Annotated in this window: 22 protein-coding genes; 7 read left to right on the forward strand and 15 right to left on the reverse strand. The window is 64.2% G+C overall.

Annotation, left to right across the window (positions count from 1 at the left end; translation table 11 throughout):
- Position 1: 1 nt before the first annotated feature.
- From glyS to ACN9M3_RS27375, 5 genes are read left to right on the forward strand one after another with little or no spacing between them, the layout of a single operon-like run.
- Positions 2–2,104 (forward strand): glycine--tRNA ligase subunit beta, encoded by a 2,103-nt coding sequence (gene glyS, locus ACN9M3_RS27355; RefSeq protein ID WP_426319232.1) that lies wholly within the window; start codon positions 2–4, stop codon positions 2,102–2,104.
- A 1-nt stretch (position 2,105) separates the two neighbouring features.
- Positions 2,106–2,663, forward strand: coding sequence for a D-glycero-beta-D-manno-heptose 1,7-bisphosphate 7-phosphatase (gmhB, locus tag ACN9M3_RS27360; RefSeq protein ID WP_426164759.1), 558 nt, complete (start codon positions 2,106–2,108; stop codon positions 2,661–2,663).
- A gap of 13 nt (positions 2,664–2,676) precedes the next feature.
- Positions 2,677–3,417 carry a lysophospholipid acyltransferase family protein gene (locus tag ACN9M3_RS27365; RefSeq protein ID WP_426319233.1) on the forward strand — a complete coding sequence of 247 codons (741 nt, stop codon included), beginning with the start codon at positions 2,677–2,679 and terminating at the stop codon, positions 3,415–3,417.
- Entirely contained in the window at positions 3,363–4,301 is a 939-nt protein-coding gene (locus ACN9M3_RS27370) for a M48 family metallopeptidase (RefSeq protein WP_426319234.1), read from the forward strand. The genes ACN9M3_RS27365 and ACN9M3_RS27370 overlap by 55 nt, the downstream gene beginning before the upstream one ends.
- Complete coding sequence (locus ACN9M3_RS27375; protein WP_426319235.1) at positions 4,301–5,008, forward strand: phosphodiester glycosidase family protein; 708 nt, start codon at positions 4,301–4,303, stop codon at positions 5,006–5,008. The genes ACN9M3_RS27370 and ACN9M3_RS27375 overlap by 1 nt, the downstream gene beginning before the upstream one ends.
- Here the strand turns inward: ACN9M3_RS27375 and ACN9M3_RS27380 are convergent.
- The 8 genes from ACN9M3_RS27380 to ACN9M3_RS27415 all read right to left on the reverse strand — a co-directional run bounded on the left by ACN9M3_RS27380 (position 5,005) and on the right by ACN9M3_RS27415 (position 13,745).
- A complete protein-coding gene (locus tag ACN9M3_RS27380; RefSeq protein ID WP_426319236.1) occupies positions 5,005–5,610 on the reverse strand; it encodes a response regulator in 606 nt (201 codons plus the stop codon). The two genes, ACN9M3_RS27375 and ACN9M3_RS27380, sit on opposite strands and share 4 nt — an antisense overlap.
- Positions 5,607–6,722: a sensor histidine kinase gene (locus tag ACN9M3_RS27385; protein WP_426319237.1), complete on the reverse strand. Its 1,116-nt coding sequence runs from the start codon at positions 6,720–6,722 to the stop codon at positions 5,607–5,609. Before ACN9M3_RS27385 ends, ACN9M3_RS27380 begins: the two co-directional genes overlap by 4 nt.
- A gap of 11 nt (positions 6,723–6,733) precedes the next feature.
- Positions 6,734–8,521, reverse strand: a complete 1,788-nt coding sequence (locus ACN9M3_RS27390; RefSeq protein WP_426319238.1) for a CIA30 family protein — start codon at positions 8,519–8,521, stop codon at positions 6,734–6,736.
- Between the two features lie 91 nt (positions 8,522–8,612).
- Positions 8,613–9,896 carry a lipid IV(A) 3-deoxy-D-manno-octulosonic acid transferase gene (gene waaA / locus ACN9M3_RS27395; RefSeq protein ID WP_426319239.1) on the reverse strand — a complete coding sequence of 428 codons (1,284 nt, stop codon included), beginning with the start codon at positions 9,894–9,896 and terminating at the stop codon, positions 8,613–8,615.
- 2 nt (positions 9,897–9,898) lie between these two features.
- Positions 9,899–10,864 (reverse strand): lipopolysaccharide heptosyltransferase I, encoded by a 966-nt coding sequence (gene waaC, locus ACN9M3_RS27400; RefSeq protein WP_426319240.1) that lies wholly within the window; start codon positions 10,862–10,864, stop codon positions 9,899–9,901.
- Positions 10,865–12,244: a phosphomannomutase/phosphoglucomutase gene (locus ACN9M3_RS27405; protein WP_426319241.1), complete on the reverse strand. Its 1,380-nt coding sequence runs from the start codon at positions 12,242–12,244 to the stop codon at positions 10,865–10,867. It lies immediately after the preceding gene.
- A gap of 37 nt (positions 12,245–12,281) precedes the next feature.
- A complete protein-coding gene (locus tag ACN9M3_RS27410) occupies positions 12,282–12,596 on the reverse strand; it encodes an H-NS family nucleoid-associated regulatory protein (protein WP_426319242.1) in 315 nt (104 codons plus the stop codon).
- A 51-nt stretch (positions 12,597–12,647) separates the two neighbouring features.
- On the reverse strand, positions 12,648–13,745 hold the full coding sequence (locus tag ACN9M3_RS27415; RefSeq protein ID WP_426164781.1) for an MraY family glycosyltransferase: 1,098 nt from the start codon (positions 13,743–13,745) through the stop codon (positions 12,648–12,650).
- A gap of 220 nt (positions 13,746–13,965) precedes the next feature.
- Between ACN9M3_RS27415 and ACN9M3_RS27420 the strand changes: the two genes are divergently transcribed.
- The gene (locus ACN9M3_RS27420) at positions 13,966–14,811 is read left to right on the forward strand and encodes a symmetrical bis(5'-nucleosyl)-tetraphosphatase (protein WP_426323866.1); all 846 of its coding nucleotides are present in this window, start codon (positions 13,966–13,968) and stop codon (positions 14,809–14,811) included.
- Here the strand turns inward: ACN9M3_RS27420 and ACN9M3_RS27425 are convergent.
- Genes ACN9M3_RS27425 through ACN9M3_RS27455 form a run of 7 tightly spaced genes read right to left on the reverse strand, consistent with a single transcriptional unit; the run spans position 14,808 to position 19,804 of the window.
- Positions 14,808–15,290, reverse strand: a complete 483-nt coding sequence (locus ACN9M3_RS27425; RefSeq protein ID WP_426164783.1) for a hypothetical protein — start codon at positions 15,288–15,290, stop codon at positions 14,808–14,810. The genes ACN9M3_RS27420 and ACN9M3_RS27425 overlap by 4 nt on opposite strands.
- Positions 15,287–16,084 carry a lysophospholipid acyltransferase family protein gene (locus ACN9M3_RS27430; protein WP_426319243.1) on the reverse strand — a complete coding sequence of 266 codons (798 nt, stop codon included), beginning with the start codon at positions 16,082–16,084 and terminating at the stop codon, positions 15,287–15,289. Before ACN9M3_RS27430 ends, ACN9M3_RS27425 begins: the two co-directional genes overlap by 4 nt.
- Complete coding sequence (locus ACN9M3_RS27435) at positions 16,065–17,369, reverse strand: dihydroorotase (RefSeq protein WP_426164787.1); 1,305 nt, start codon at positions 17,367–17,369, stop codon at positions 16,065–16,067. The genes ACN9M3_RS27430 and ACN9M3_RS27435 overlap by 20 nt, the downstream gene beginning before the upstream one ends.
- 2 nt (positions 17,370–17,371) lie before the next feature.
- Entirely contained in the window at positions 17,372–18,337 is a 966-nt protein-coding gene (locus ACN9M3_RS27440; protein WP_426164789.1) for an aspartate carbamoyltransferase catalytic subunit, read from the reverse strand.
- Entirely contained in the window at positions 18,330–18,851 is a 522-nt protein-coding gene (gene pyrR, locus ACN9M3_RS27445) for a bifunctional pyr operon transcriptional regulator/uracil phosphoribosyltransferase PyrR (protein WP_426164791.1), read from the reverse strand. The genes ACN9M3_RS27440 and pyrR overlap by 8 nt, the downstream gene beginning before the upstream one ends.
- On the reverse strand, positions 18,838–19,176 hold the full coding sequence (gene ruvX / locus ACN9M3_RS27450) for a Holliday junction resolvase RuvX (protein WP_426319244.1): 339 nt from the start codon (positions 19,174–19,176) through the stop codon (positions 18,838–18,840). The genes pyrR and ruvX overlap by 14 nt, the downstream gene beginning before the upstream one ends.
- 52 nt (positions 19,177–19,228) lie before the next feature.
- Positions 19,229–19,804 carry a YqgE/AlgH family protein gene (locus ACN9M3_RS27455; RefSeq protein ID WP_426319245.1) on the reverse strand — a complete coding sequence of 192 codons (576 nt, stop codon included), beginning with the start codon at positions 19,802–19,804 and terminating at the stop codon, positions 19,229–19,231.
- A 184-nt stretch (positions 19,805–19,988) separates the two neighbouring features.
- Here ACN9M3_RS27455 and ACN9M3_RS27460 point away from each other — a divergent pair, with 184 nt between their 5' ends.
- Positions 19,989–21,353 (forward strand): cryptochrome/photolyase family protein, encoded by a 1,365-nt coding sequence (locus ACN9M3_RS27460; protein WP_426319246.1) that lies wholly within the window; start codon positions 19,989–19,991, stop codon positions 21,351–21,353.
- Positions 21,354–21,399 lie beyond the last annotated feature (46 nt).

Here is a 21,399-nt window from a genome sequence, read left to right on the forward strand (position 1 = left end):
CATGAATCAGACCCTGCTCATCGAACTGCTGACCGAAGAACTGCCGCCGAAGGCCCTGTCCAAGCTGGGCGCCGCTTTCGCCTCCGGCATCGTCAACGGCCTGAAATCGCGCGACTTCCTGGAAGAAGACAGCGTCGCCACCACTTACGCCACGCCGCGCCGCCTGGCGGTGTCGATCACCAAAGTACGCGCCACCTCGCCGGACAAGCAGGTACGCGAAAAGATCCTGCCAGTCGCCATCGCATTGGACGCCGACGGCAACCCGACCGCGCCGCTGACCAAGAAGCTGGCAGCCATGGGCCTGGCCCACATCGCCGTCGCCGACATGGAACGTGCCCAGGACGGCAAGGCCGAAAGCTTCTTCTACACTAAGCTGGCAGCCGGCTCCGCCCTGCAAGCGGGCGCGCAAGCAGCGCTGGAAGAAACCATCGCCAAGCTGCCGATTCCTAAGGTGATGAGCTACCAGCGTCCAGACGGCGAGACCGTGCAGTTCGTGCGCCCGGCCCACGCGCTGGTCGCCCTGCATGGCGCCACCGTGCTGCCACTGACCCTGCTGGGCCTGACCGCAGCCAACAAGACCGAAGGCCACCGTTTCCTGACCGCACCGGGCAAGCGTGAAGTGACCATCGCGGACGCCGAGTCCTACGCAGCCACCCTGGCTGAGGCGGGCAAAGTCGTTGCAGGCTTCGATGCGCGCAAAGAAGCGATCCGTACCGCCCTGCTGCAAAAGGCAGGCGCCGACCAGGTGCTGATGCCGGAAGCGCTACTGGAAGAAGTGTCGTCCCTGGTCGAATGGCCGGTCGTGTATGAATGCCACTTCGAGGAAGAATTCCTGGCCGTGCCGCAGGAATGCCTGATCCTCACCATGCAGACGAATCAGAAATACTTCGCCCTGACCGATGCCAACGGCAAGCTGCGCTCGCGCTTCCTGATCGTGTCGAACATTGCGACCGACACGCCGGCCGCCATCATCGGCGGCAACGAGCGTGTCGTGCGCCCGCGCCTGTCCGACGCCAAGTTCTTCTTCGAGCAGGACAAGAAGAAGTCGCTGGAATCGCGCCTGCCGCTGCTGAAGAACGTGGTGTACCACAACAAGCTGGGCACCCAGGCCGAGCGCTCCGAGCGCGTCACCTCGCTGGCCGCAGCCATCGCCGGCCGCCTGGGCGGCGACAAGGCGCTCGCAGAACGCGCCGCACGCCTGTCCAAGGCCGACCTGCTGACCGACATGGTGGGCGAATTCCCTGAGCTGCAAGGCATCATGGGTACCTACTACGCGCGCCACGACGGCGAACACGAAGAAGTCGCCCTGGCCGCTTCCGAGCACTACCAGCCGCGCTTTGCCGGCGACAACCTGCCGTCTACCGCCACCGGCACCGCCGTGGCACTGGCCGACAAGGTGGAAACCCTGGTCGGCATCTGGGCCATCGGCCTGCAGCCGACCGGCGACAAGGACCCATTTGCGCTGCGCCGCCACGCCCTGGGCGTGCTGCGCATGCTGGTGGAAAAGCGCCTGCCGCTGTCCGTCTCGGCGCTGCTGGGCGACGCGGCCGCGCAGTTCGTGGCCGTGCCGAACTTTAAGGACCCGACCGCCGAAGTCACCGCCTTCATGATGGACCGCCTGCGCGGCATGCTGCGCGAGCGCGGCTTCAGCGTAAAAGAGATCGAAGCAGTCGTGGCGCAGAACCCGGACCGCCTGGACGACATCGTGCAGCGCCTGGAGGCCGTGCAAGCCTTCGCCGCCCTGCCGGAGTCGGTCTCGCTGGCCGGCGCCAACAAGCGCATCACCAACATCCTGAAGAAGAACGAGGAAGCGCTGGCGCAAGCCGGCACGGTGCGCGCGGACCTGCTGCAAGATGCCGCCGAAAAGGCTCTGCACGCAGCCATGGGCCGCGTGGCGCCGGAAGTCGACACGGCATGGGCTAAGGGCGACTTCAGCGCCACGCTCAAGACATTGGCGCAACTGAAGGAAGAAGTCGACGCCTTCTTCAACGACGTGATGGTGATGGCAGAGGATATCGCGCTGCGCAACAACCGACTGGCGCTGCTGTCTTCCCTGCACGGCATGATGAACCGCGTGGCCGACATTTCCAAGCTGGCAGCCTGATATGCCTCAGACCCAGCCGACCAAGCTGATCATCCTGGACCGGGATGGCGTGATCAACCACGATTCGCCCGACTTCATCAAGTCGCCGGACGAGTGGATCCCCATCCCCGGCTCGCTGGAAGCCATCGCCCGCCTGAACCAGGCGGGCTACCGCGTGGTGATCGCGTCGAACCAGTCGGGCATCGCCCGCCAGTACTTCGACATCAACACCCTGAACGCGATCCACCAGAAGATGCACCGCCTGGCGCAGCAGGTGGGCGCCGATATCGACGCCATCTTCTTCTGCCCGCACGCGGCAGCCGACAACTGCGACTGCCGCAAGCCAAAGCCTGGCATGTTCACGGAAATCTCGAAGCGCTTCGAGATCAGCCTGAAAGGCGTGCCGACCGTCGGCGATTCGCTGCGTGACCTGCAGGCAGGCTTCATCAGCGGCTGCGTGCCGTTCCTGGTATTGACGGGCAAGGGCGAGAAGACTCATGCTACTGGTGGACTGCCGCCCGGCACGCAAGTCTTCCCCGACCTCGCTGCCACTGTAGACCACATCCTTAAGTCCGATTAATTGGAGACTGTCGTTGCGTAATTTCGTTCTGTTCCTGCGTTCCGCCCTGTTCATGGTTCTGATGGCAATTGCCACCGTCATCTGGTCCGGAGTCTGCATGCTGGCGGCGCCGCTGCCATACAACAAACGCTATTTCGTGACGTCGCGCTGGAACGTCTTCATCGTCTGGTGCGCCAAATGGATCTGCGGCATCAACTACCAGTTCAAGGGCTACGAGAACTTCCCGGATGCCCCGGCGATCATCCTGTCCAAGCACCAGTCGGCATGGGAGACCATCTTCCTGCTGGCGAACCTGCCGCGCCCGCTGGTGTTTGTATTTAAAAAAGAAATCCTGTACATCCCCTTCTTCGGCTGGGGCATTGCGCTGCTGCGCATGATCCCGATCGACCGCAAGCAAGGCAAGAATGCATTCAAATCCGTTGTTGCGCACGGCAAGCGTCGACTCAAGGACGGCCAATGGATTATCATGTTCCCGGAAGGGACTCGCATTCCGGTCGGCCAGCAAGGCAAGTACAAGAGCGGCGGCACGCGCCTGGCAGTGGAAACCGGTGCGGTGGTGGTGCCGATCGCGCTGAACTCCGGCGAGTGCTGGCCAAAGAATTCCTTTATCAAGAATCCGGGCACCGTTACGGTGTCGGTGGGCAAACCGATTTCGTCGGAAGGTAAAACTCCCGACGAATTGATGGAGCAGGTGGAACAGTGGATCGAATCAGAAATGCGCGTCATTTCGCCCCACGCCTACAGCGCTGGCTAGCCGAAAAGGCCGAAGCGCAACAGGAGGCGCCGCCGCCAGCGGCCGCGCCTTCTTCCCCGTTTCCCGTTCCCGCTCCCGCGGCAGTGAACCTGCTGCGTCCCCCGGTGCAACTGCGCCGCCCTGAACCGACCAACCCGCCACTGTCCGGCGACCAGGACAAGCGACAACTTCTTGTCGGCGAATACATTCTCGAATACGTGCTGAAGCGCTCCACGCGCCGCTCGATCGGCTTTACGGTCGACGATACCGGCCTGTACGTGACGGCGCCCAAGCGCTGCTCGCTGGCCGACATCGACAACGCCATCCGCGCCAAGCAGCACTGGATACTGTCCAAGCTTGACGAGCGCCGCCAGCGCCGCGCAGCACGCCTGGAAAAGCCGCCCATCGTGTGGGATGACGGCGCGAAGCTGCCCTACCTGGGCGAAGAGATCACGCTGCGCCTGTACCAGGCGCCGCGCAATCGGACTGAATTCGATCCGGTGGCGATGGAGCTGTCGATGGGACTGGTGCAGGGCGCCACCGAGCAGCTGCTCAAGGAACGCGTCAAGAACTGGTACAAGGCGCAGGCGGAAGGCCTGTTCCAGCAACGGCTGGACCTGTACGCGGCGCGGCTGGGCGTGCAGTATGCCGGCTTTTCGCTGTCCTCGGCCGACACGCGTTGGGGCTCCTGCACCGCGCAGCGCACGATCCGCCTGAACTGGAAGCTGATGCACTTCTCGCTGCCGCTGGTGGATTATGTGGTGGCGCACGAGCTGGCGCATATCCTCGAGATGAACCACAGCCCGCGCTTCTGGGCCAATGTCGGGCGCATCTATCCCCAGTACGAGGAAGCCAAGCAACTGCTGCGCAAGCGCGCCGCGGAATTGCCTCCCCTGTTCACCTAGTGCGCGTTCCCCCTGCCCTCCTGCTGCTTGCATCACTGGCCGCATGCGGCACGATTCGCGCCGGCGAGCCGCATTTTACGGTCATCACGGTCGATCCGCTGCGCGAACGCCTGCAACTGTTCCTGAACGATGAGCAGGGCCGTCCCTACAAGCGGCTGGAGAGAGTCGCTGCAGCGTTGGACGGGCGCGGCCAGCATCTCTCGTTCGGCATGAATGCGGGCATGTACCATGCGGACTACTCGCCGGTTGGCTTGTTCGTTGCGGACGGTGTCGAACTGTCGCCGCTGAACCTGTCGCCAGGCAAAGGCAACTTTTTCTTGCGCCCAAACGGCGTGTTCCTGGTCAGCGACGCCGGCGCCCAAGTGGTCGAATCTTCGGCCTACCCGGCGCTTGCTGGCAAAGCGCGCCTGGCAACGCAGTCAGGCCCGATGCTGCTGACCAATGGCGTGGTCAATCCACTGTTCGATCCGGATTCGCGTTCGCGCCACGTGCGCAACGGCGTGTGCGCCCTGGACGGCAAAGCCGTCTTTGTCATCAGCGAAGAGCGGGTCAATTTCTACCAGTTCGCCAGGTATTTCCGCGATGTGTTGAAGTGCCGGGACGCCCTCTACCTGGACGGCTCGGTCTCATCGCTTTACTGGCCGGCCCTGGGCCGCAACGACCGCCGTGCCGACCTGGGACCAATGATCGGCGTGATTGCGGACTAGAGCCAGCCCGCTTCGCGCGCCAGGCGGAAGGCTTCCACGCGGTTGCCTGCGTTGAGCTTGCTGATCGCTTCCGACAAGTAGTTGCGCACCGTTCCTTCCGACAGGCTTAGCTGCTTTGCGATCTCCGCGCCACTGCGGCCTTCACCGGCGAGCCGCAGCACCTGCCGTTCGCGTTCGCTCAACGGGTCTTCGCTTCCACTCCAGCTCTCCAGCGCCAGCTCCGGCGCGATGGCGCGCCCGCCGGCATGCACGCTGCGGATGGCGGAGGCCAGGGAATCGGATGGAGCATCTTTCAGCAGGTAGCCGCGCACGCCGGCCGTCATGGCGCGCCGCAGGTAGCCTGAGCGGGCAAAGGTGGTGACGATCACCACGCGCGTTGCGACGCCGCGCTCGGCCAGCACGGCAGCGAGCTCAAGGCCTGTCATCAGCGGCATTTCGATATCGGTCAGCACGATGTCGGGGCGCAGTTCTTCACAGAGCAGCAATGCCTCCTGCCCGTTGCGCGCCTGGCCGACCACATCGAGGCCGGATTCCAGTTTCAGTAGCGCAGCCAGCGCCCCCAGCACCATCGACTGGTCTTCGGCAATCAGTACGCGGATCATGCGACAGGTCCCATCGGTAAATGTAATTCCAGCGCCAGGCCGCCGGCGGCGGCGCTGGCGTGCAGTGACAGGCGCCCGCCCGCTGCCATGACACGCTCGCGCATGCCGCGCAGGCCATTGCCGAGTGCCAGCGCCCCGCGGTCAAGCGGCGCGCTGCCGTCATCGCTGATGTGGCAAACAACCTGCCCGCCGTCCTGCCGTACGCTCACCAGGCAGCGCGTCGCCCTGGCGTGGCGCAGGATGTTGGTGACGGCCTCGCGCAGCGACAGCGCAAGCACGTTCTCCACCGTTGCAGGCATGGGGAAAGGCTGCACATTTGCGTCAAGTTCCACGCCGGCCGCGGCGAGCGCGGCGCGCGCCTGCGCCAGCTCTTGCGCGAAGCCGCTCTGGCGATAGCCGGTCACTGCGCTACGCACTTCGGCCAGGGCATGGCGCGCGGTGGTTTCGATATCCTTGATTTCCTTCGCCGTCGCCGCCGTGTCGCGCTCCAGCAAGCGTCCCGCCAGTTCTGCCTTGATGGCGATCAGCGACAGCGTATGTCCCAGCAAGTCATGCAAGTCGCGCGAGATGCGTTCTCGTTCTGCGATGCGGGCAAGATGCTCGACTTCTTCCTGCTTGCGCAGCAGTTGCTGGCTCGAGCGGCGCACCCGCGCATCCATCACGCTGGCGATGCCGACTGGCGCGCCGACCGCCAATGCCGGCAGCAGGAAAGGCAGCGGCAACTCCAGCGTCAGCGCAAGCAGCGTCGCGGCAATCAGGGTGATCCCGATTCCCAGGTAAGCGTGGCGCGGCTGCTCCAACGCAGCGCACATCGAGCAGGCAAAGATGAAATAGGTGCAGGCGCCAAAATTGAACGGCGCCCAGGCAACGCCCAGCGCAATGGTCGCCAGGAGCAGAGGCGCCACGCGCAGGTTGCGCAGCCAGTAGCTGGCAAGGTACATCGGCACGAACGCCAGGATCGACAGCACCAGCAAACCAAGTTCGAGCAGCGAGGGTTTGATGTAGAAGTACTTCCAGAGGAAGAAATTCAGCGACAGCAGCCACAGGTAAGGCGCCTTGCCCAGGTGCGGAGGCAACCAGGGACCTTGCAGCCAACGCCTTGCCTGGATCATGCCTGCTCCCTTTACTGGTTAGTCAAACGCACGTCGGCGATCTGGAACTGATAGTCGCCGATCTTGGGGCCGGCATTGAACATGATGAGCGTGATCGCACCGGTATCGACCCCGGCGAAACTGGCCATCGGCATGGCAACTTCCCGCCATTCTGCACCGGCTGCAAACGGCTGATAGACCGGGATGCGCGCGCTGCCATGCATGATCCCCACCTGGTAGCCCTGGCCGTCGCCTTTGACGCGGAAGCGCAGGGTCTTGGCGGCGCTCAGGTTCGCCGCCTGGAACGGCTGGCTGCCCGGCACGAAAGCGATGCCGGCCCACGGGAAGGCAAAGCCCTGCTGCACGCTTGCCTTCACTTGGACCGCGTTCTCGCCCGCGTACTCCAGGCTCACCGTCGATTTGCCGCCCAGGAAAGCGTCGTTGGAAGGCACCCATCCGGTGCCGAACGGGCTGGCCAGCTTTTCCTTGCTGAACAGGCTGATCATGCCGTCTGCCGGCAGCACCAGCGGCGCGCCCTTGGGCGTATTCAGTTCCCTGGCCACCAGGTCCTGCTGCGCCTTGCGGCGTGCCGATACGGTCGCGCCATCCTTCCAGACTTCGACAATATTGCGAGTGGCCTTGATGTCCCGGCTTGGATCGCCTTCGACCAGCACCAGGTCGGCCTTGGCGCCTTTGGCAACGACACCCCGGTCGGCCAGGCGGAATGACTTGGCCGGTACCGACGTGGCGGCGCGCAAGGCTTCCAGCGGCGTCAGTCCGGCACCGGTCAGCGAGAGCAGTTCGTGGTGCAGGCTGGCGCCGGCCTGGGTTCCGCCGTTGCCGGCGTCTGTGCCCGCCAGGACCGGCACGCCGGCGGTGCGCAGCGCAGCTACCACCGACCTGGTCGCGTTCATGCGCTGTGCCATTTCCTTTTTCCCGTACGGGGAATTCAGCGGCGCAATCTGGTCGCTCGTCAGCAGGGCCATCATCTGCTTGTCTTCCAGCACGTCCTCCTCCTTCAGGCCTGCTACGCTTTCCAGCACGCTGAAGGTCGGGATGATGAAGGCCTTGCGATCATGCGCCAGCTTGACGAAGGACTTGAGGTCCTGCTCCGTCATCGCCTCGCCGTTGAACAGGTGCACCAGGCCATCGGCGCCCTCTTCCAGCGCGGTACGCGCATCCTCCGGATTGGAAATATGCACCAAGGCCAGCTTGCCGCGCCGATGGGCGGCCACGATCAGCGCCTTCACGGTGGCGCGGTCCAGGCTCGGCACCGGATGTGCGGGCCAGCCAGGTTCCATCACGATCTTGATGAAGTGCGAGCCTTCCGCAATGCGGGCATCGACCCAGGGCTGCGCCTCTTCCGCCTTGGTCAGGGTAGGAATCGGCATGCCGTATTCGGTGCCATGGCCGCCCGGCACGGTTGCCAGCACGCCGGCCGAGATGATATCCGGACGATCCTTGTTCTCGCCGCGCGCCATGCGCCCGTTCATTTCCTGCAGCAGCGGCACGGCGGTGAACATATCCAGTTCGCTGGTCACGCCAAATACCAGCGGCAATTCAAGGTGCTGGAAGCTGTGGGTATGGGAATCGATCAAGCCCGGCATCAGCGTGCGGCCGGCGCCAGCGACCACTTTCGCGCCAGCGGGCGCCTTGCCCTTGAAGTCGGTGCTGGCGATCTTGCCGCCTTCCAGCAGGACGCTGCGCCTGGCATGCATTTCCTGCCCGTCGAAAACGCGGACGTCCTTGATCAGGGTAGTTTCGGCCGCCATGGCAGGCAGGGCGCCGGCCAGGCTGGCGGCTACTAACAGTTTCAGCATTGCGGTTCTCCTTGTGGTCAGGTGAACCCAGTATCCGGTTTGCGCCCGCTGCGCACCAGAACGGAATGCCACGACTTGGTCATGACATTTGTCACTTCAAATCGGGAAGCAATGCAATCGTGCGTGCCGTGGCGCCGCGGTGGGTATTGGCAAAGGTCTGCGCATGCGCGCCCATGGCGCCGCGCGCTGCGCTGTCGGCCAGCAGGCGCGCAGCCTGGTGCATCAGGCCGTCGCTGTTCGGCACGCGCACCGCGCCGCCCTGCTGCAGGCAGTCTTCGGTGGCTTGCGCAAAATTGAAAGTGTGCTCGCCGACGATGATCGGCTTGCCCAGTGCGGCCGGTTCAATCAGGTTCTGGCCGCCCAGCGGTTGCAGGCTGCCGCCGATGAAAGCCAGGTCGCAGGCCGAGTAGTAGGCAAACATCTCGCCCATCGAATCGCCCAGCACCACCTCGGTGGCCGGGTCGACCCTGGCGCCCGGCGCCGCCAGCGCTGAACGGCGCTGCAGCGACAGGCCGCGTTCTGTCACCATTGCCGCGACTTCGTCGAAGCGCTGCGGATGGCGCGGCACGATCAGCAGCAGCACATCCTGCGGCAGCGATGCGCGCGCAGCCTGGAAGGCTTCCAGGATGAGGCCTTCTTCGCCTTCGCGCGTGCTGGCGCACAGGAATACCGGGCGCACACCGAACTGCTGGCGCAACTGCGCGCCGGTTGCCAGCGAGGCTTGCGGGATCACGACGTCGAACTTGATGCTGCCGGTCACGCTCACATTGCTGGCGCCCAGCGCGCGGATGCGCAGGGCATCGGCCTCGGTCTGGGCTGCCACCAGCGTGATGCCTTGTGCCGCATCTCGGATCACCTTGCCGAAGCGTTGCGCCTTGCCCAGCGACCGCTCGCTCAAGCGCGCGTTGGCCAGGACCACCGGCACCTTGTCGCGCTGGCATTGCAGGATCAGGTTCGGCCATACCTCGGTCTCCATCAGGATGCAGACACGCGGTTCGAAATGACGAATGAAGCGCGCCACCAGCAGCGGCATGTCGTAGGGCAGGTAGGATTGCACCACGCGTGCACCATGCTTGCCGAACAGGCTCTTGCCGGTCGCGCGGCCGGTAGGGGTCATGCAGGTCAGCACGATGCGGGCCTGCGGGTATTTCTTCAACAGCGCATCGACCAGCGGTTCGGCAGCGCGCGTCTCGCCCACCGAAACTGCATGCACCCAGATGGTGGCCGGTTCATCGTTGGCGGCGCGCGCGCCATACATGCCAAGCCGCTCGCCCCAATGCTGGCGGTAGCCCGGCTCCTTGCGGCCGCGCCACCACAGGCGGCCCAGCACCAGCGGCAAAGCCAGCCACCACATGAATGTATAAAAGATCCGCATGCTCAGAGCAGGCTCCTGGACGCGGCCAGCACTTCCGCCACGCCGGGCGGCGAACCCTTGTCGCCGAGGTTGATGATGCGCGGCGACCAGTTGCCTTCGGTCTTCCAGCGCGGCGAGTCGGCATAGATTTCCACCACGGGACGCGAGAAAGCCGCCGCGATATGGGTCAGGCCCGTATCCACGCCGACCGCCAGCGCGGCGCGGCGCGCCAGCATGACGGCATCGGCCATCGACAGCTTCGGCAGCACCCGGGCATGCGGGATGCCGGCAGCCAGCGTTTCCGCTTCCGCCTTTTCCTTGTCCGAGCCCCACGGCAACAGCACGGGCATCGGCGCCAGCGCCTTGCCCAGCTCGATCCAGTTGGCAGGCGCCCATTTCTTGGCGTCGCGCGCCGTGCCGTGGAAGAACACGGCATAGGGCGCCTCCCCCATCCACTGCGGGCGCGCTTCGCTGGCCGGTACTTCAGGCAAGCCGAAATCGGCCGGATAATCCACCTTGAAGCCCAGCGCAGCGCCCACTACCAGGCGGCCGCGCGCCACCGCATGCGTGCGCGGGTCGAGCGGAATGCTCTTGCTGTGGAAGATGCGGGATATGCCTTCATAGCCCGAGCCTTCGCTGCCATTGGCCAGGCCGACCTTGTTCTTGCCGCGCGCGGCGCCCATGATGATGCCGGTCTTCAGCAAGCCCTGGGTGTCGAACACATAGTCATACTGCACTTCGCGCAGCTTGCGGAAGAAGGCCCCGATCTCGGCGCGCGTTTCCTTCTTGCCCAGGCTCTTGCGCCAGCGGCGCAGGCCCCACGGCAGGATATTGCGCACCATCGGGTTCAGGCGTACCAGGCTGACATAGCCCTCCTCCACCACCCAGTCGAGGTTCGCATCCGGGAAGTGGCGCTTGATGTCGGCCACGATCGGCATATTGTGCAGCACGTCCCCCAGCGACGAGACGCGCACGAGCAGGATATTCATTTAGAACGGCAGTTTCGCATCCGGCTTGGCGGCCAGGATCACATCGCGGAACTGGCCCTGGATGCGCGCCAGCGCCGCTGGCGATTCCGCCTCGAAGCGCATCACGATCACCGGGGTGGTATTCGAGGAACGCGCCAGGCCAAAACCATCGGCATATTCCACGCGCAGGCCGTCGATATCGATGACACGCTCATTGCCGGGGAATTTCGCCTCGGCCGCCAGCTTGGCCATCAGCGCATAATTTTCGCCTTCGTCCAGCTGCAGCTGCAGTTCCGGCGTGCTGTCCGACTTGGGCAAGGCGTTCAGCAGCGCCGAAGGATCGGCGTGGCGGGTCAGGATCTCCAGCATGCGCGCGCCGGCGTACAGACCATCGTCGAAACCGTACCAGCGGTCCTTGAAGAACACGTGGCCGCTCATTTCGCCGCCCAGCGGGGCGCCGGTTTCCTTCAGCCTGGCCTTCACCAACGAATGGCCGGTCTTGCACATCAGCGGCTTGCCGCCTGCCTGTTCTATGTACGCGGCCAGGTGGCGCGTGCATTTCACGTCGTACAGGATCTGCTCGCCCGGGTGTCGGGACAGAACGTCTTGCGCGAACAGCATCAGCTGGCGGTCAGGATAGATGACCTGGCCATCCTTGGTCACGATGCCGAGGCGGTCGCCGTCGCCGTCGAAGGCCAGGCCGATTTCAGCGTCGGTTTCCCGCAGCGCCCTGACCAGGTCCTGCAGGTTTTCCGGGTGCGCCGGGTCCGGGTGGTGGTTCGGGAAAGTGCCGTCCACTTCGCAGAACAATTCGACCACTTCGCAGCCCATGCCGCGATACAGGTCGCCCGCGAAGGCACCGGCCACGCCGTTGCCGCAATCGACGGCAATTTTGATCGGGCGCGCAATCTTCACGTCGCCGATGATGCGCTGCAAATATTGCGCGCGAATGTCGCAGGTGCCGTATTTGCCGGCGGCAGCCGCTGGCTGCAGGCCGGCTTCAATGGCGTGGTACAGGGCGGTGATGGCATCGCCATGGATCGCCTCGCCCTTCAGCACCATCTTGAAGCCGTTATAGTCCGGCGGGTTATGGCTGCCGGTCACCATGATGCCGGAACGGGTGTCGAGCACCTGGGTGCCGAAGTACACCATCGGCGTTGCCACCACGCCCAGGTCGATCACGTCGACACCGGCTGCCTGCAGGCCCTGCGCCAGTGCAGCGATCAGCCCCGGGCCGGACAGGCGGCCGTCGCGGCCGATCACCACGCTGCGCTCTCCCTTCGCGGCGGCAGCCAGGCCGAAGGCATGCCCAACAGAGCGCGCCACGCCTTCGTCCAGCGTCTTGCCAATGATGCCGCGGATATCGTAAGCCTTGAAAATCGATTTAGAGAGAGCAACCATAGAAAAGGAGAAAACAAATAGTAGAAATTGAATCGGCTCAGATGCGCAGCTGGTCGATCGACTTGCCGCCATCGACCCATTCCTTGACCCATTTCGGCTGGCGGCCGCGGCCGGTCCACTGCTCGGCAGCATTGGCAGGATTGCGATAGCGCGCTTCCACCTTGCCGCCCCTGTTGCGGGTGCCCGGGAAGCCAGCCAGCAATTCCTTCAGCGGCACGCCGGCTTGCTGCGCGATGGCGAATATCTGCTCGCGCGCCTTTTGCTTATCCATGCCTTCGCGCTGCTTTAATTCGCGCTTAATCTGCTCTTGCAGGTTGCGCAATTCAGGGGACGACAAATTCGACAGGTCCATCTTCCTATCCTTTATCAGATTTCGATGTCTGGGAATATACACGAAATCGGCTTAACGGATTTTCTTATGTCGGATCATCCAGCGCGGCGCTTTAAATCTGACGATACGTGCATATAGCCAGACATAACTCGCGATAAATAACAGGCAGAACAGCATCAGCACCCAGGTATAGGCCCAGAATACCGTGGCGGGAATCACCGCCATCAGCGAAAACATCCACAAATATGGCGAGGTCATCGAATTGCGGCGCACCAGCGCGCGCGCATCCTTGCGGCCCACCGCCCATTGCACCACGCGCCGGAAAATCAGGCTATGCAGGTGAATACCGTCCGGCATGGCCGGCGAAGTCCCGCGGATAAAGAAGCGGCGATAAACGCTGAACAGTGTTTCAAAGGTCGGATAAATTAACAGCAATACAGCATACCAAGTAGAAACTTGTGGATTGCGCATTACCAGCAACAGGGCCAATTCGCCCAGCATGAAGCCGATAAAATAGGCGCCGCCGTCGCCCAGGAATATCAGCCCGACCGGGTAATTCCAGATCAGGAAACCGGCAGTGGCGCCAGCCACCATCAGGGCCGCCACCAGCACGAACATATCGTTGACTTGAAGAGCAACATAGCCAAGCGACAGCAGCATGCAAATCGTCACCACGCTGGCCAGGCCATTGAAACCATCGATGATGTTGACGGCGTTGGCAATGCCGGCAACGGCCAGCACCGTGAGCGGCAGCGTAAACCACAGGTACGGCAGCGGCGTGGTGGAGAACATCCAGTCGATGCGGTCGATCCGGGCATCCATCAGGAAATAAGCCAGCAAGGCAGCAAACATGGTCAGCAGCAGGCGCCGGCGCGCGCTGACCTTGCCGGTATAGTCTTCGACAATGCCGCCGAGGAAGGCAAACAGGGCACACATGATCAGTGACAGCATCCAGCTGGTCATGACCGGCACGCGCCACACGGAAACGCAGGCGCTCAGTGCCACCGCCAGGAAAATCGACAGGCCGCCGATGCGGGCCACATGATGGGCATGCACTTTTTGCACGCCGCCGAAATCAGTGTCCAACGCAGGTCCATGCAAGCGCACTTCCTTGATGACCCACAGGGTCAAGAGTGCGGACGTGAAAAAGCTCACGAGGAAGGAAAACATTTGTTCTTATCAGTATAGTGAGCCAGCCGCCATTTACGCAGCGCGGCAAGAAAGATTGCTTGCGCGCTAAGCGGCGATTGTACCGTATGCACAGGGCGGGACGGGAAATTCTAGCCGATACCGTTGCGCCCAAGGTATTTCCTTACCAATTGATACCATTTGCCAAGCCGCCCGGCGCAGCGCTCCGCCGGATGCGCTGATCATGCGTTATCCTATTGCCATGAAAACTTATGTAGTGGGCGACCTGCAGGGTTGCCACGGCGAGACAGTCACCCTGGTCGAAAAGATCCTGGACACCGAGCATGCCGCCGGAAATGAACCGCCAGCCATCCTCTTTTGCGGCGACTTGATCAACCGCGGCCCCGACTCGCTGTCCACCCTGCGCTATGTGCAGGCCCTGAGCCAGGGCAGCGACGGCCGCATCGACGCCGTGCTGGGCAACCATGACCTGCACCTGCTGGCCGTGGCCAACGGCATTCGCCCCGAGTCGAGTTCCGACACCATCGAGCATATCCTGGCGGCGGCCGACCGCGACCCGCTGCTGCACTGGCTGCGCCTGCGCCCGATGGCCATCATGCGCCGCGGCCACCTGCTGGTGCATGGCGGCGTGCTGCCGCAATGGACGGCGCAGCAGGCCATGGCGCTGGCCGGCGAGGTGGAAGCAGCCCTGCGCGGCGACGAATGGGTCGGCTTCCTGCGCGAAATGTACGGCAACCAGCCCGATCGCTGGGACGATGCGCTGACCGGAGCCGCGCGCTTGCGCTGCATCGTCAATGCCCTGACCCGCATGCGCTTTTGCAGCGCCGAAGGCGTGATGGATTTCAAGATGAAGGAATCGGCGCATGCCGATCCATCGACCGGTCTGATGCCGTGGTTCGAGGTGCCGGGCCGCCGCACCAGCGATACCACCGTGGTGTTCGGGCATTGGTCGGCGCTGGGCCTGCGCATCATGCCGCGCCTGATTGCACTTGACAGCGGATGCGTGTGGGGCGGCAAGCTGTCGGCCGTCTGCCTGGACGACCGCAGCCTGCTGCAGGTGGATTGCCCGGAGTACCGGACGGTTTAGTGCTTCGACGTCCCGTCAGGCGGCGCCGAAGCCTGCGCCTGGGACTGGCCGTCGGCCTTGGCCGGTTCGCCGCCGCCTTCCGTGGCGGCGGGCGCCTCGCCTTCAGCCGGCGCTGCGGCGGCAGGCGCGAAAGTGGCCGCCATCAATTCCTTGTAGGCTTCCGATTTGCGCAGCGGTTCCAGGTTGGCGCTGCCCTTGATCGCCTCTTCATCGGTAAAACCGTTGACGATCGCCGTCTCCAGCGACGCCATGGCCGCATTCTTGCGGCCCAGCTGCGCCTGGGCCTGGGACAGAAGGAACCAGGACTCGGCTTCCTTGGGCGCCTTGAGCGTGGCCGCGTAAGCCTTGTCGGCCGCAATGCCATAGTTCTTCTGCGCCAGGCTTTCCGTGGCCTGCGTGCGCAGGGTCTTGGCGTTGGTGAAGGTGTCGCCGCAGGCCGCCAACAGCAGGCAGGCTGCCAGCACGCTGATCCTGGTCATGCTGATTGCTCCTGTAAAGTTTCGGCCTCGGGCACGATGCCCAGGGCTGCACCGATGGCAGCGTGGCTCGCGGCCGCCAGCTCGCGGCGATGGGCGCCCTCGCCCGGCATCGCTTCCAGCACCGCGAGGCGCGCGCGCACCGGCTTGCCATCGAGGATATTCACCACGCTTTGCACGAAAGTCATGTCGCCGATGAAGTCCACCGACGGATGCGCCTGGCCCGCTGCATCGACGTAGGACAAGGCGAACGGCTGCACCAGCACCTTGCCGTCCACCGCCGCCTCAAACAGGTTGGCATGAAAAGGCAGCAGCGTGCCTTGCGCGGCGGTCGTCCCTTCCGGGAAAAAGGCCACGCGCTGGCCATCCTGCAGCGCATGCACCAGGCCCTTGAAGATGTTGCGCAGTTCGCGCTTGTTGCCGCGTGCGATAAACACCGTGCCCGCCTGCGCCACCAGCCAGCCGGCCAAGGGCCAGTCGCGGATTTCCGCCTTGGCCACGAAGCGGCATGGATACAGCGCATTGATGACGAAGATGTCCAGCCACGAAATGTGGTTGCAGACGATCATGCCCTGCTCCAGCGGCGCCGCGCTGCCTGGCGCCATCTGCACGCTGACGTTGCAGATGGCCAGCAGCTGGCGCGACCAGCGCCGGACATGGCCGTTGCGCTTTGCCGTCCCGATGAAGGGGAAGATGAAAGCGCAAGTGGCCATGCCCGCCAGCAGGTGCACCGCCATGCGCCCGATGCGCAGCACCAGGCGCCAATCGAGATTGCGTTTAGCTGGCTGCGCGCTCATACGCCACTTGGCCCGCAACGATGGTCGCCTGCACCTGTCCCGCCAGCTCATAGCCGAGGAACGGGGTGTGCTTGCCCTGGCTGGCCAGCGCGCTGCCGGTGACGGTCCAGCGCGCGGCCGGGTCGAACACCACCACGTCGGCCACGCTGCCCACGCCAAGCTGGCCGGCCTGCGCCAGGCCGGCTACGCGTGCCGCATCACAGGTGACGCGCGCCACGGCGCGCGACAGCGCATCGTCCTTGCCTTGCAGCCCCGCATAATCGTCGGCCCACTTGATGGCCAGGGACAGCAGCAGTTCCAGGCCGGTAGCTCCCGGCGAAGCTTCGCCGAACGGCAGCAGCTTTTCGTCGTCGTCGCACGGCGTGTGGTCCGAGCACATCGCATCGATGGTGCCGTCCAGCAGGCCGGCGCGGATCGCCTCGCGGTCGCGCTGGGTGCGGAATGGCGGATCCATGCGCGCATTGGAATCGAAGAAGTTGATGTCGGTGTCGGTCAGGTGCACATGGTGTGCGCCGACGTCGCAGGTGATCGGCAAGCCTTCGGCCTTGGCGGCGCGCACCAGCTCCAGGCCGGCTGCCGACGACATGCGGCACAGGTGGACCTTGGCGCCGGTCGAGCGCATCAGCTCGAAGATGGTGTGCAAGGCGATGGTCTCGGCCATCACCGGTACGCCGGACAGGCCCAGGCGCGAAGCCAGCGGGCCGCTGTTTGCCACGCCGCCGCGGCCGATCCAGGCGTCCTGCGGGCGCAGCCAGATGGTGAAGCCGAAGGTGGCTGCATACTGCATGCAGCGCTGCAGCACGGTGGTGTCCTTGATCGGGGTTTCGGCCTGCGAAAAGCCGATGCAGCCGGCGCCGGTCAGCTCCACCAGCTCGGTCAGGGCCTCGCCTTTCAGGCCATGGGTCAGCGCGCCCAGCGGATGCACGTGGGCCTGGTTCAGGCCGCGCGCGCGGTGCTTCAGCATTTCCACCAGGCCCGGCTCGTCGAGTACCGGGTCGGTGTCGGGCGGGCACACCAGGGAAGTCACGCCGCCCTGCACTGCCGCCTGCATTTCAGATTTCAGCGTAGCCTTGTATTCGAAGCCCGGCTCGCGCAGGCGCGCAGACAGGTCGACCAGGCCCGGCGCCACGACCTTGCCGGCGGCGTCGATGGTGCGGCCGGCCTGGAAGCCGGCCGGCGCGCTGCCGATGGCGGCAACCTTGCCGTCCACGATGTACAGGTCTTGCTTGGAATCGATCTTGTTGGCCGGATCGATCAGTCGGCCGTTTTGGATAAGTACGTTCATTTTTATGCTTGCGTGCCTGCCAGGATGCTCATTACCGCCATGCGGACTGCGATACCGAAGGTGACCTGCGACAGGATCACCGCTTGCGGGCCGTCGGCCACGGCGGAGTCGATCTCCACGCCGCGGTTCATCGGGCCCGGGTGCATCACGATGGCGTCGGGCTTGGCCAGCGCCAGGCGCTCCGGCGTCAGGCCGTAGGCGCGGAAGTACTCGCCGGCGGACGGCAGCAGCGCCCCGCTCATGCGCTCGTTCTGCAGGCGCAGCATGATGATCACGTCGACGTCCTTCAAGCCTTCATCCATGTTGGTGAAGGTACGCACGCCCAGCTGCTCCAGGCCGCCCGGCAGCAGCGTGTGCGGGCCGATGGCGCGGATTTCCGGCACGCCCAGCGTGGTCAGGGCGTGGATGTCGGAACGGGCCACGCGGCTGTGCAGGATGTCGCCCACGATCGCCACGCGCAGGTTGGTGAAGTCCTTCTTGTAGTGGCGGATGGTGTACATGTCCAGCAGGCCCTGCGTGGGGTGCGCGTGGCGGCCGTCGCCCGCGTTCACCACGTGCACGTGGTTCTGCTTCGTATCCTGCAGGTGCTTGGCGATCAGGTAGGGCGCGCCGGACTGCGAGTGGCGCACCACGAACATGTCGGCGTGCATGGCCGACAGGTTGTCGATGGTGTCCAGCAGAGACTCGCCCTTGCTGGCGGAGGACGCCGCGATGTTCAGGTTGATCACGTCGGCCGACAGGCGCTTGGCCGCGATCTCGAAGGTGGTGCGGGTACGGGTGGAATTCTCGAAGAACAGGTTGAAAACGCTTTTGCCGCGCATCAGCGGGACCTTCTTCACTTCGCGGTCCGACACGGACACGAAAGAGGAGGCGGTATCGAGGATCTGGTTGATGATGGCCTTCGGCAGGCCCTCGGTCGTCAGCAGGTGCTGAAGCTCGCCGTGTTTGTTGAGTTGCGGATTAAGCATGGTTCTGTTCAAGAGTCAGGGAAAACTTTCCGTCGCCGGTTTGCTGCAGGCGCAGCGCCTGGCCCGGCGCGCAGCGCGTGTGCGCCGCCACGAAATCGGCAGCCACCGGCAATTGGCGTTCGCCGCGGTCCACCAGCGAGGCGAGCATGATGCGCGCCGGGCGGCCGTAGTCGAACAATTCGTTGATGGCGGCACGGGTGGTGCGGCCGGTGTAGAGCACGTCGTCCACCAGCACGATGGTGGCGCCGTTGACGTCAAAACCGATGTGGGTCGGTTTCACTTCGGCCGGCAGGCCCTTCTTCGCGTAATCGTCGCGGTAGAAGGACACATCCAGCACGCCCAGGCGCGCCGCCAGGCCCAGGTCCTTGGCCAGGCGCTCGGCGATCCAGGCGCCGCCGGAGTGGATGCCGACGATGGCGGGATCATTGGCGCCGGCGATACCGGCCTTCACCTGCTCGAGCAGGCTGGCGTACAGCGCTTCGGCGTCAAGCTGTTGGGGATCAGTGTGGGACATATTCGTCAAAGTATTGTTGGAGGATGATGGCAGCGGCACGGTCGTCGATGATCTCGCCGCGCTTGGCGGCAATCATCGCGGACGAGTAGCGCTCGTCGACCAGCACCACGGGAAGGTTGAAGCGGCCGTTCAGCTGATTGGCGAACCTGCGGCAGCGCGCCGTCATGTCGTGCTCTGCCCCGTCCGGGTGGAAAGGCAGGCCGACAACCAGCCTGGTCGGCCCCCATTTGTCGATCAGGGCCTTGATCTCGGCGAAGCGAGCATCGTTGACGGTGGATTGAATGACGGCCAGGGGGGTGGCCTGGCCGATCATTGTGTTTCCCATTGCGACACCAACGCGTTTGATGCCGAAGTCGAAGCCTAAAACAGTTTCCGGACTATGCATGACCCGCTTCAGAGTTGAGCATCAGGGGGTCGAAGCCCAGCAGCTTGATGGCGGCCTGGTAGCGGTCCTCGATCGGCACATCGAACACGATGCGCGGGTCGGCGGCCACCGTCAGCCAGCCATTGCGGGCCAGCTCGTCTTCCAGCTGGCCGGGGCTCCAGCCCGCGTAGCCGATCGACACCATCATGCGTTCGGGTCCCTGGCCGCGGGCCACGGCTTCCAGCACGTCGATGGAGGTGGTGAAGGCGACGTCGTTGGTTACCGTCAGCGAAGACGAATAGTGCGCGCCCGGGGTATGCAGCACGAAACCGCGGTCATCCTGCACCGGGCCGCCGAACATGATCGGCTCCGACTCCAGGTGGCGCTCGGCGGCGGACGACACTTCCAGGTCGATCCGGTCGAACAGCACTTCCATGGTCATGTCGGTAGGTTTGTTGATCACGACGCCCAGCACGCCGTTCTCATTGTGTTCGCATACATACACGACCGTGCCGCCAAAGATCGGGTCTTGCATGGATGGCATGGCAATCAGGAAATGATTCGCCAGGTTGAGCGCAGGGGCAGTCATAGGCGCCTTTAGCTCCTTCAGTTCACTAGTTTCCGGTAACAATCCCGGCACAGGCATGCTTCTGGTCAATTTGACTTTTTTCATGATTGCTCTCTATGCAGGACTGTTAAGAGTTCTTTACTGTAATATCCGCGCTGCAACTGCCGGATATACCCACAGTTTACTATGAATTGCTGATCCAGCCATGAAAAACGCCCTTGTCTGGTTGCGCCGGGACCTTCGCCTGTTCGATCATGCCGCCATGCATCACGCTCTGGCCTCTGCAGGGACAGTGTACTTGGCCTTTATTTTCGACCGCGCCATCCTGGATCGGCTCCCCGCTGCCGACCGGCGGGTCGAGTTTATCCACGATACGCTGGCGGCCCTTGCTGCTGAGCTGGAAGCGGCTGGCGGGCACCTGATCGTGCGGCATGGCCTTGCCGAAACAGCAATTCCCGCGCTGGCGGCCGAGCTCGATGCGGATGCCGTTTTCGCCAACCATGACTATGAGCCGGCCGCCATTGCCCGCGACGACGCCGTGGCCCGCAGCCTGCGCGCTGCCGGCCGTGAACTGCGCACCTTCAAGGACCAGGTGGTGTTCGAGCGCGACGAAGTGCTGACCCAGGCCGGCCAGCCGTTTTCCGTGTTTACGCCCTACAAGAACGCCTGGCTGCGCAAGCTGGAAGCGGATCCCTCGGCACTGGTGCCGTACACCGTGGAGCCGGGCCGCTTCGCACCGGGCGGCAGCACGCTGCCGGCGCTGGCCGATCTTGGTTTCGAGCGCACCAACCTGCATGAACTGGGCATCGGCGACGGCCCGCAGCTGTTCGACGAGTTCCTGGGCCGGATCGCCGGCTACGGCGTGGCGCGCGACTACCCGGCCATCAAGGGGCCGTCCTACCTGTCAATGCACCTGCGCTTTGGCACCGTGTCGATCCGCCACCTGGTGCGCACCGTGATGACCCTGTCGGCGCGCGGCGCGGCAGGCGAAGGCGGCGCGGTGTGGCTGTCGGAACTGATCTGGCGCGAGTTCTACATGCAGATCCTGTACCACCATCCGCACGTGGTGGATGGCGCCTTCAAGCCGGCCTACGACAGGATCGAATGGGAAACCGGGCCGCAGGCCGACCAACTGTTCGCGGCCTGGTGCGAAGGCCGCACCGGCTATCCACTGGTGGATGCGGCCATGCTGCAGCTAAACCGGACCGGCTATATGCACAACCGCCTGCGCATGGTGACGGCCTCTTTCCTGTGCAAGGATCTGGGGATCGACTGGCGCCGCGGCGAAGCCTACTTCGCGCTGCATCTGAATGATTTCGACCTGGCGGCCAACAACGGCGGCTGGCAATGGGCGTCGTCGTCGGGCTGCGATGCGCAGCCCTACTTCAGGATTTTCAATCCGGTCACGCAGTCGCAGAAGTTCGATCCGGAGGGGAAATTCATCAAGCGCTACCTGCCGCAGCTAGCCGGTTTGCCGGCCAAGGAGATCCACCTGCCGCGCAATCCGGTCGTCGACCACGACCAGGCGCGCCAGCGCACGCTCGAGCGCTACGAAGTCGTCAAGAAATAAAAAGGGCAGGCGCTGTGGCCTGCCCTTTGGTCCGCTGCTGCGCGCC

The organism is Pseudoduganella sp. R-43 (assembly GCF_049913255.1).
Classification (GTDB): domain Bacteria; phylum Pseudomonadota; class Gammaproteobacteria; order Burkholderiales; family Burkholderiaceae_D; genus Rugamonas.

What these genes read in the sequence shown, in the direction of transcription:
- glyS (WP_426319232.1), top strand. Translation starts at nt 2, where the DNA reads ATGAATCAGACCCTGCTCATCGAACTGCTGACCGAAGAACTGCCGCCG.
- gmhB (WP_426164759.1), top strand. Translation starts at nt 2,106, where the DNA reads ATGCCTCAGACCCAGCCGACCAAGCTGATCATCCTGGACCGGGATGGC.
- ACN9M3_RS27380 (WP_426319236.1), bottom strand. Translation starts at nt 5,610, where the DNA reads ATGATCCGCGTACTGATTGCCGAAGACCAGTCGATGGTGCTGGGGGCG.
- ACN9M3_RS27385 (WP_426319237.1), bottom strand. Translation starts at nt 6,722, where the DNA reads ATGATCCAGGCAAGGCGTTGGCTGCAAGGTCCCTGGTTGCCTCCGCAC.
- ACN9M3_RS27390 (WP_426319238.1), bottom strand. Translation starts at nt 8,521, where the DNA reads ATGCTGAAACTGTTAGTAGCCGCCAGCCTGGCCGGCGCCCTGCCTGCC.
- waaA (WP_426319239.1), bottom strand. Translation starts at nt 9,896, where the DNA reads ATGCGGATCTTTTATACATTCATGTGGTGGCTGGCTTTGCCGCTGGTG.
- waaC (WP_426319240.1), bottom strand. Translation starts at nt 10,864, where the DNA reads ATGAATATCCTGCTCGTGCGCGTCTCGTCGCTGGGGGACGTGCTGCAC.
- ACN9M3_RS27405 (WP_426319241.1), bottom strand. Translation starts at nt 12,244, where the DNA reads ATGGTTGCTCTCTCTAAATCGATTTTCAAGGCTTACGATATCCGCGGC.
- ACN9M3_RS27410 (WP_426319242.1), bottom strand. Translation starts at nt 12,596, where the DNA reads ATGGACCTGTCGAATTTGTCGTCCCCTGAATTGCGCAACCTGCAAGAG.
- ACN9M3_RS27415 (WP_426164781.1), bottom strand. Translation starts at nt 13,745, where the DNA reads ATGTTTTCCTTCCTCGTGAGCTTTTTCACGTCCGCACTCTTGACCCTG.
- ACN9M3_RS27420 (WP_426323866.1), top strand. Translation starts at nt 13,966, where the DNA reads ATGAAAACTTATGTAGTGGGCGACCTGCAGGGTTGCCACGGCGAGACA.
- ACN9M3_RS27425 (WP_426164783.1), bottom strand. Translation starts at nt 15,290, where the DNA reads ATGACCAGGATCAGCGTGCTGGCAGCCTGCCTGCTGTTGGCGGCCTGC.
- ACN9M3_RS27430 (WP_426319243.1), bottom strand. Translation starts at nt 16,084, where the DNA reads ATGAGCGCGCAGCCAGCTAAACGCAATCTCGATTGGCGCCTGGTGCTG.
- ACN9M3_RS27435 (WP_426164787.1), bottom strand. Translation starts at nt 17,369, where the DNA reads ATGAACGTACTTATCCAAAACGGCCGACTGATCGATCCGGCCAACAAG.
- ACN9M3_RS27440 (WP_426164789.1), bottom strand. Translation starts at nt 18,337, where the DNA reads ATGCTTAATCCGCAACTCAACAAACACGGCGAGCTTCAGCACCTGCTG.
- pyrR (WP_426164791.1), bottom strand. Translation starts at nt 18,851, where the DNA reads ATGTCCCACACTGATCCCCAACAGCTTGACGCCGAAGCGCTGTACGCC.
- ruvX (WP_426319244.1), bottom strand. Translation starts at nt 19,176, where the DNA reads ATGGGAAACACAATGATCGGCCAGGCCACCCCCCTGGCCGTCATTCAA.
- ACN9M3_RS27455 (WP_426319245.1), bottom strand. Translation starts at nt 19,804, where the DNA reads ATGACTGCCCCTGCGCTCAACCTGGCGAATCATTTCCTGATTGCCATG.
- ACN9M3_RS27460 (WP_426319246.1), top strand. Translation starts at nt 19,989, where the DNA reads ATGAAAAACGCCCTTGTCTGGTTGCGCCGGGACCTTCGCCTGTTCGAT.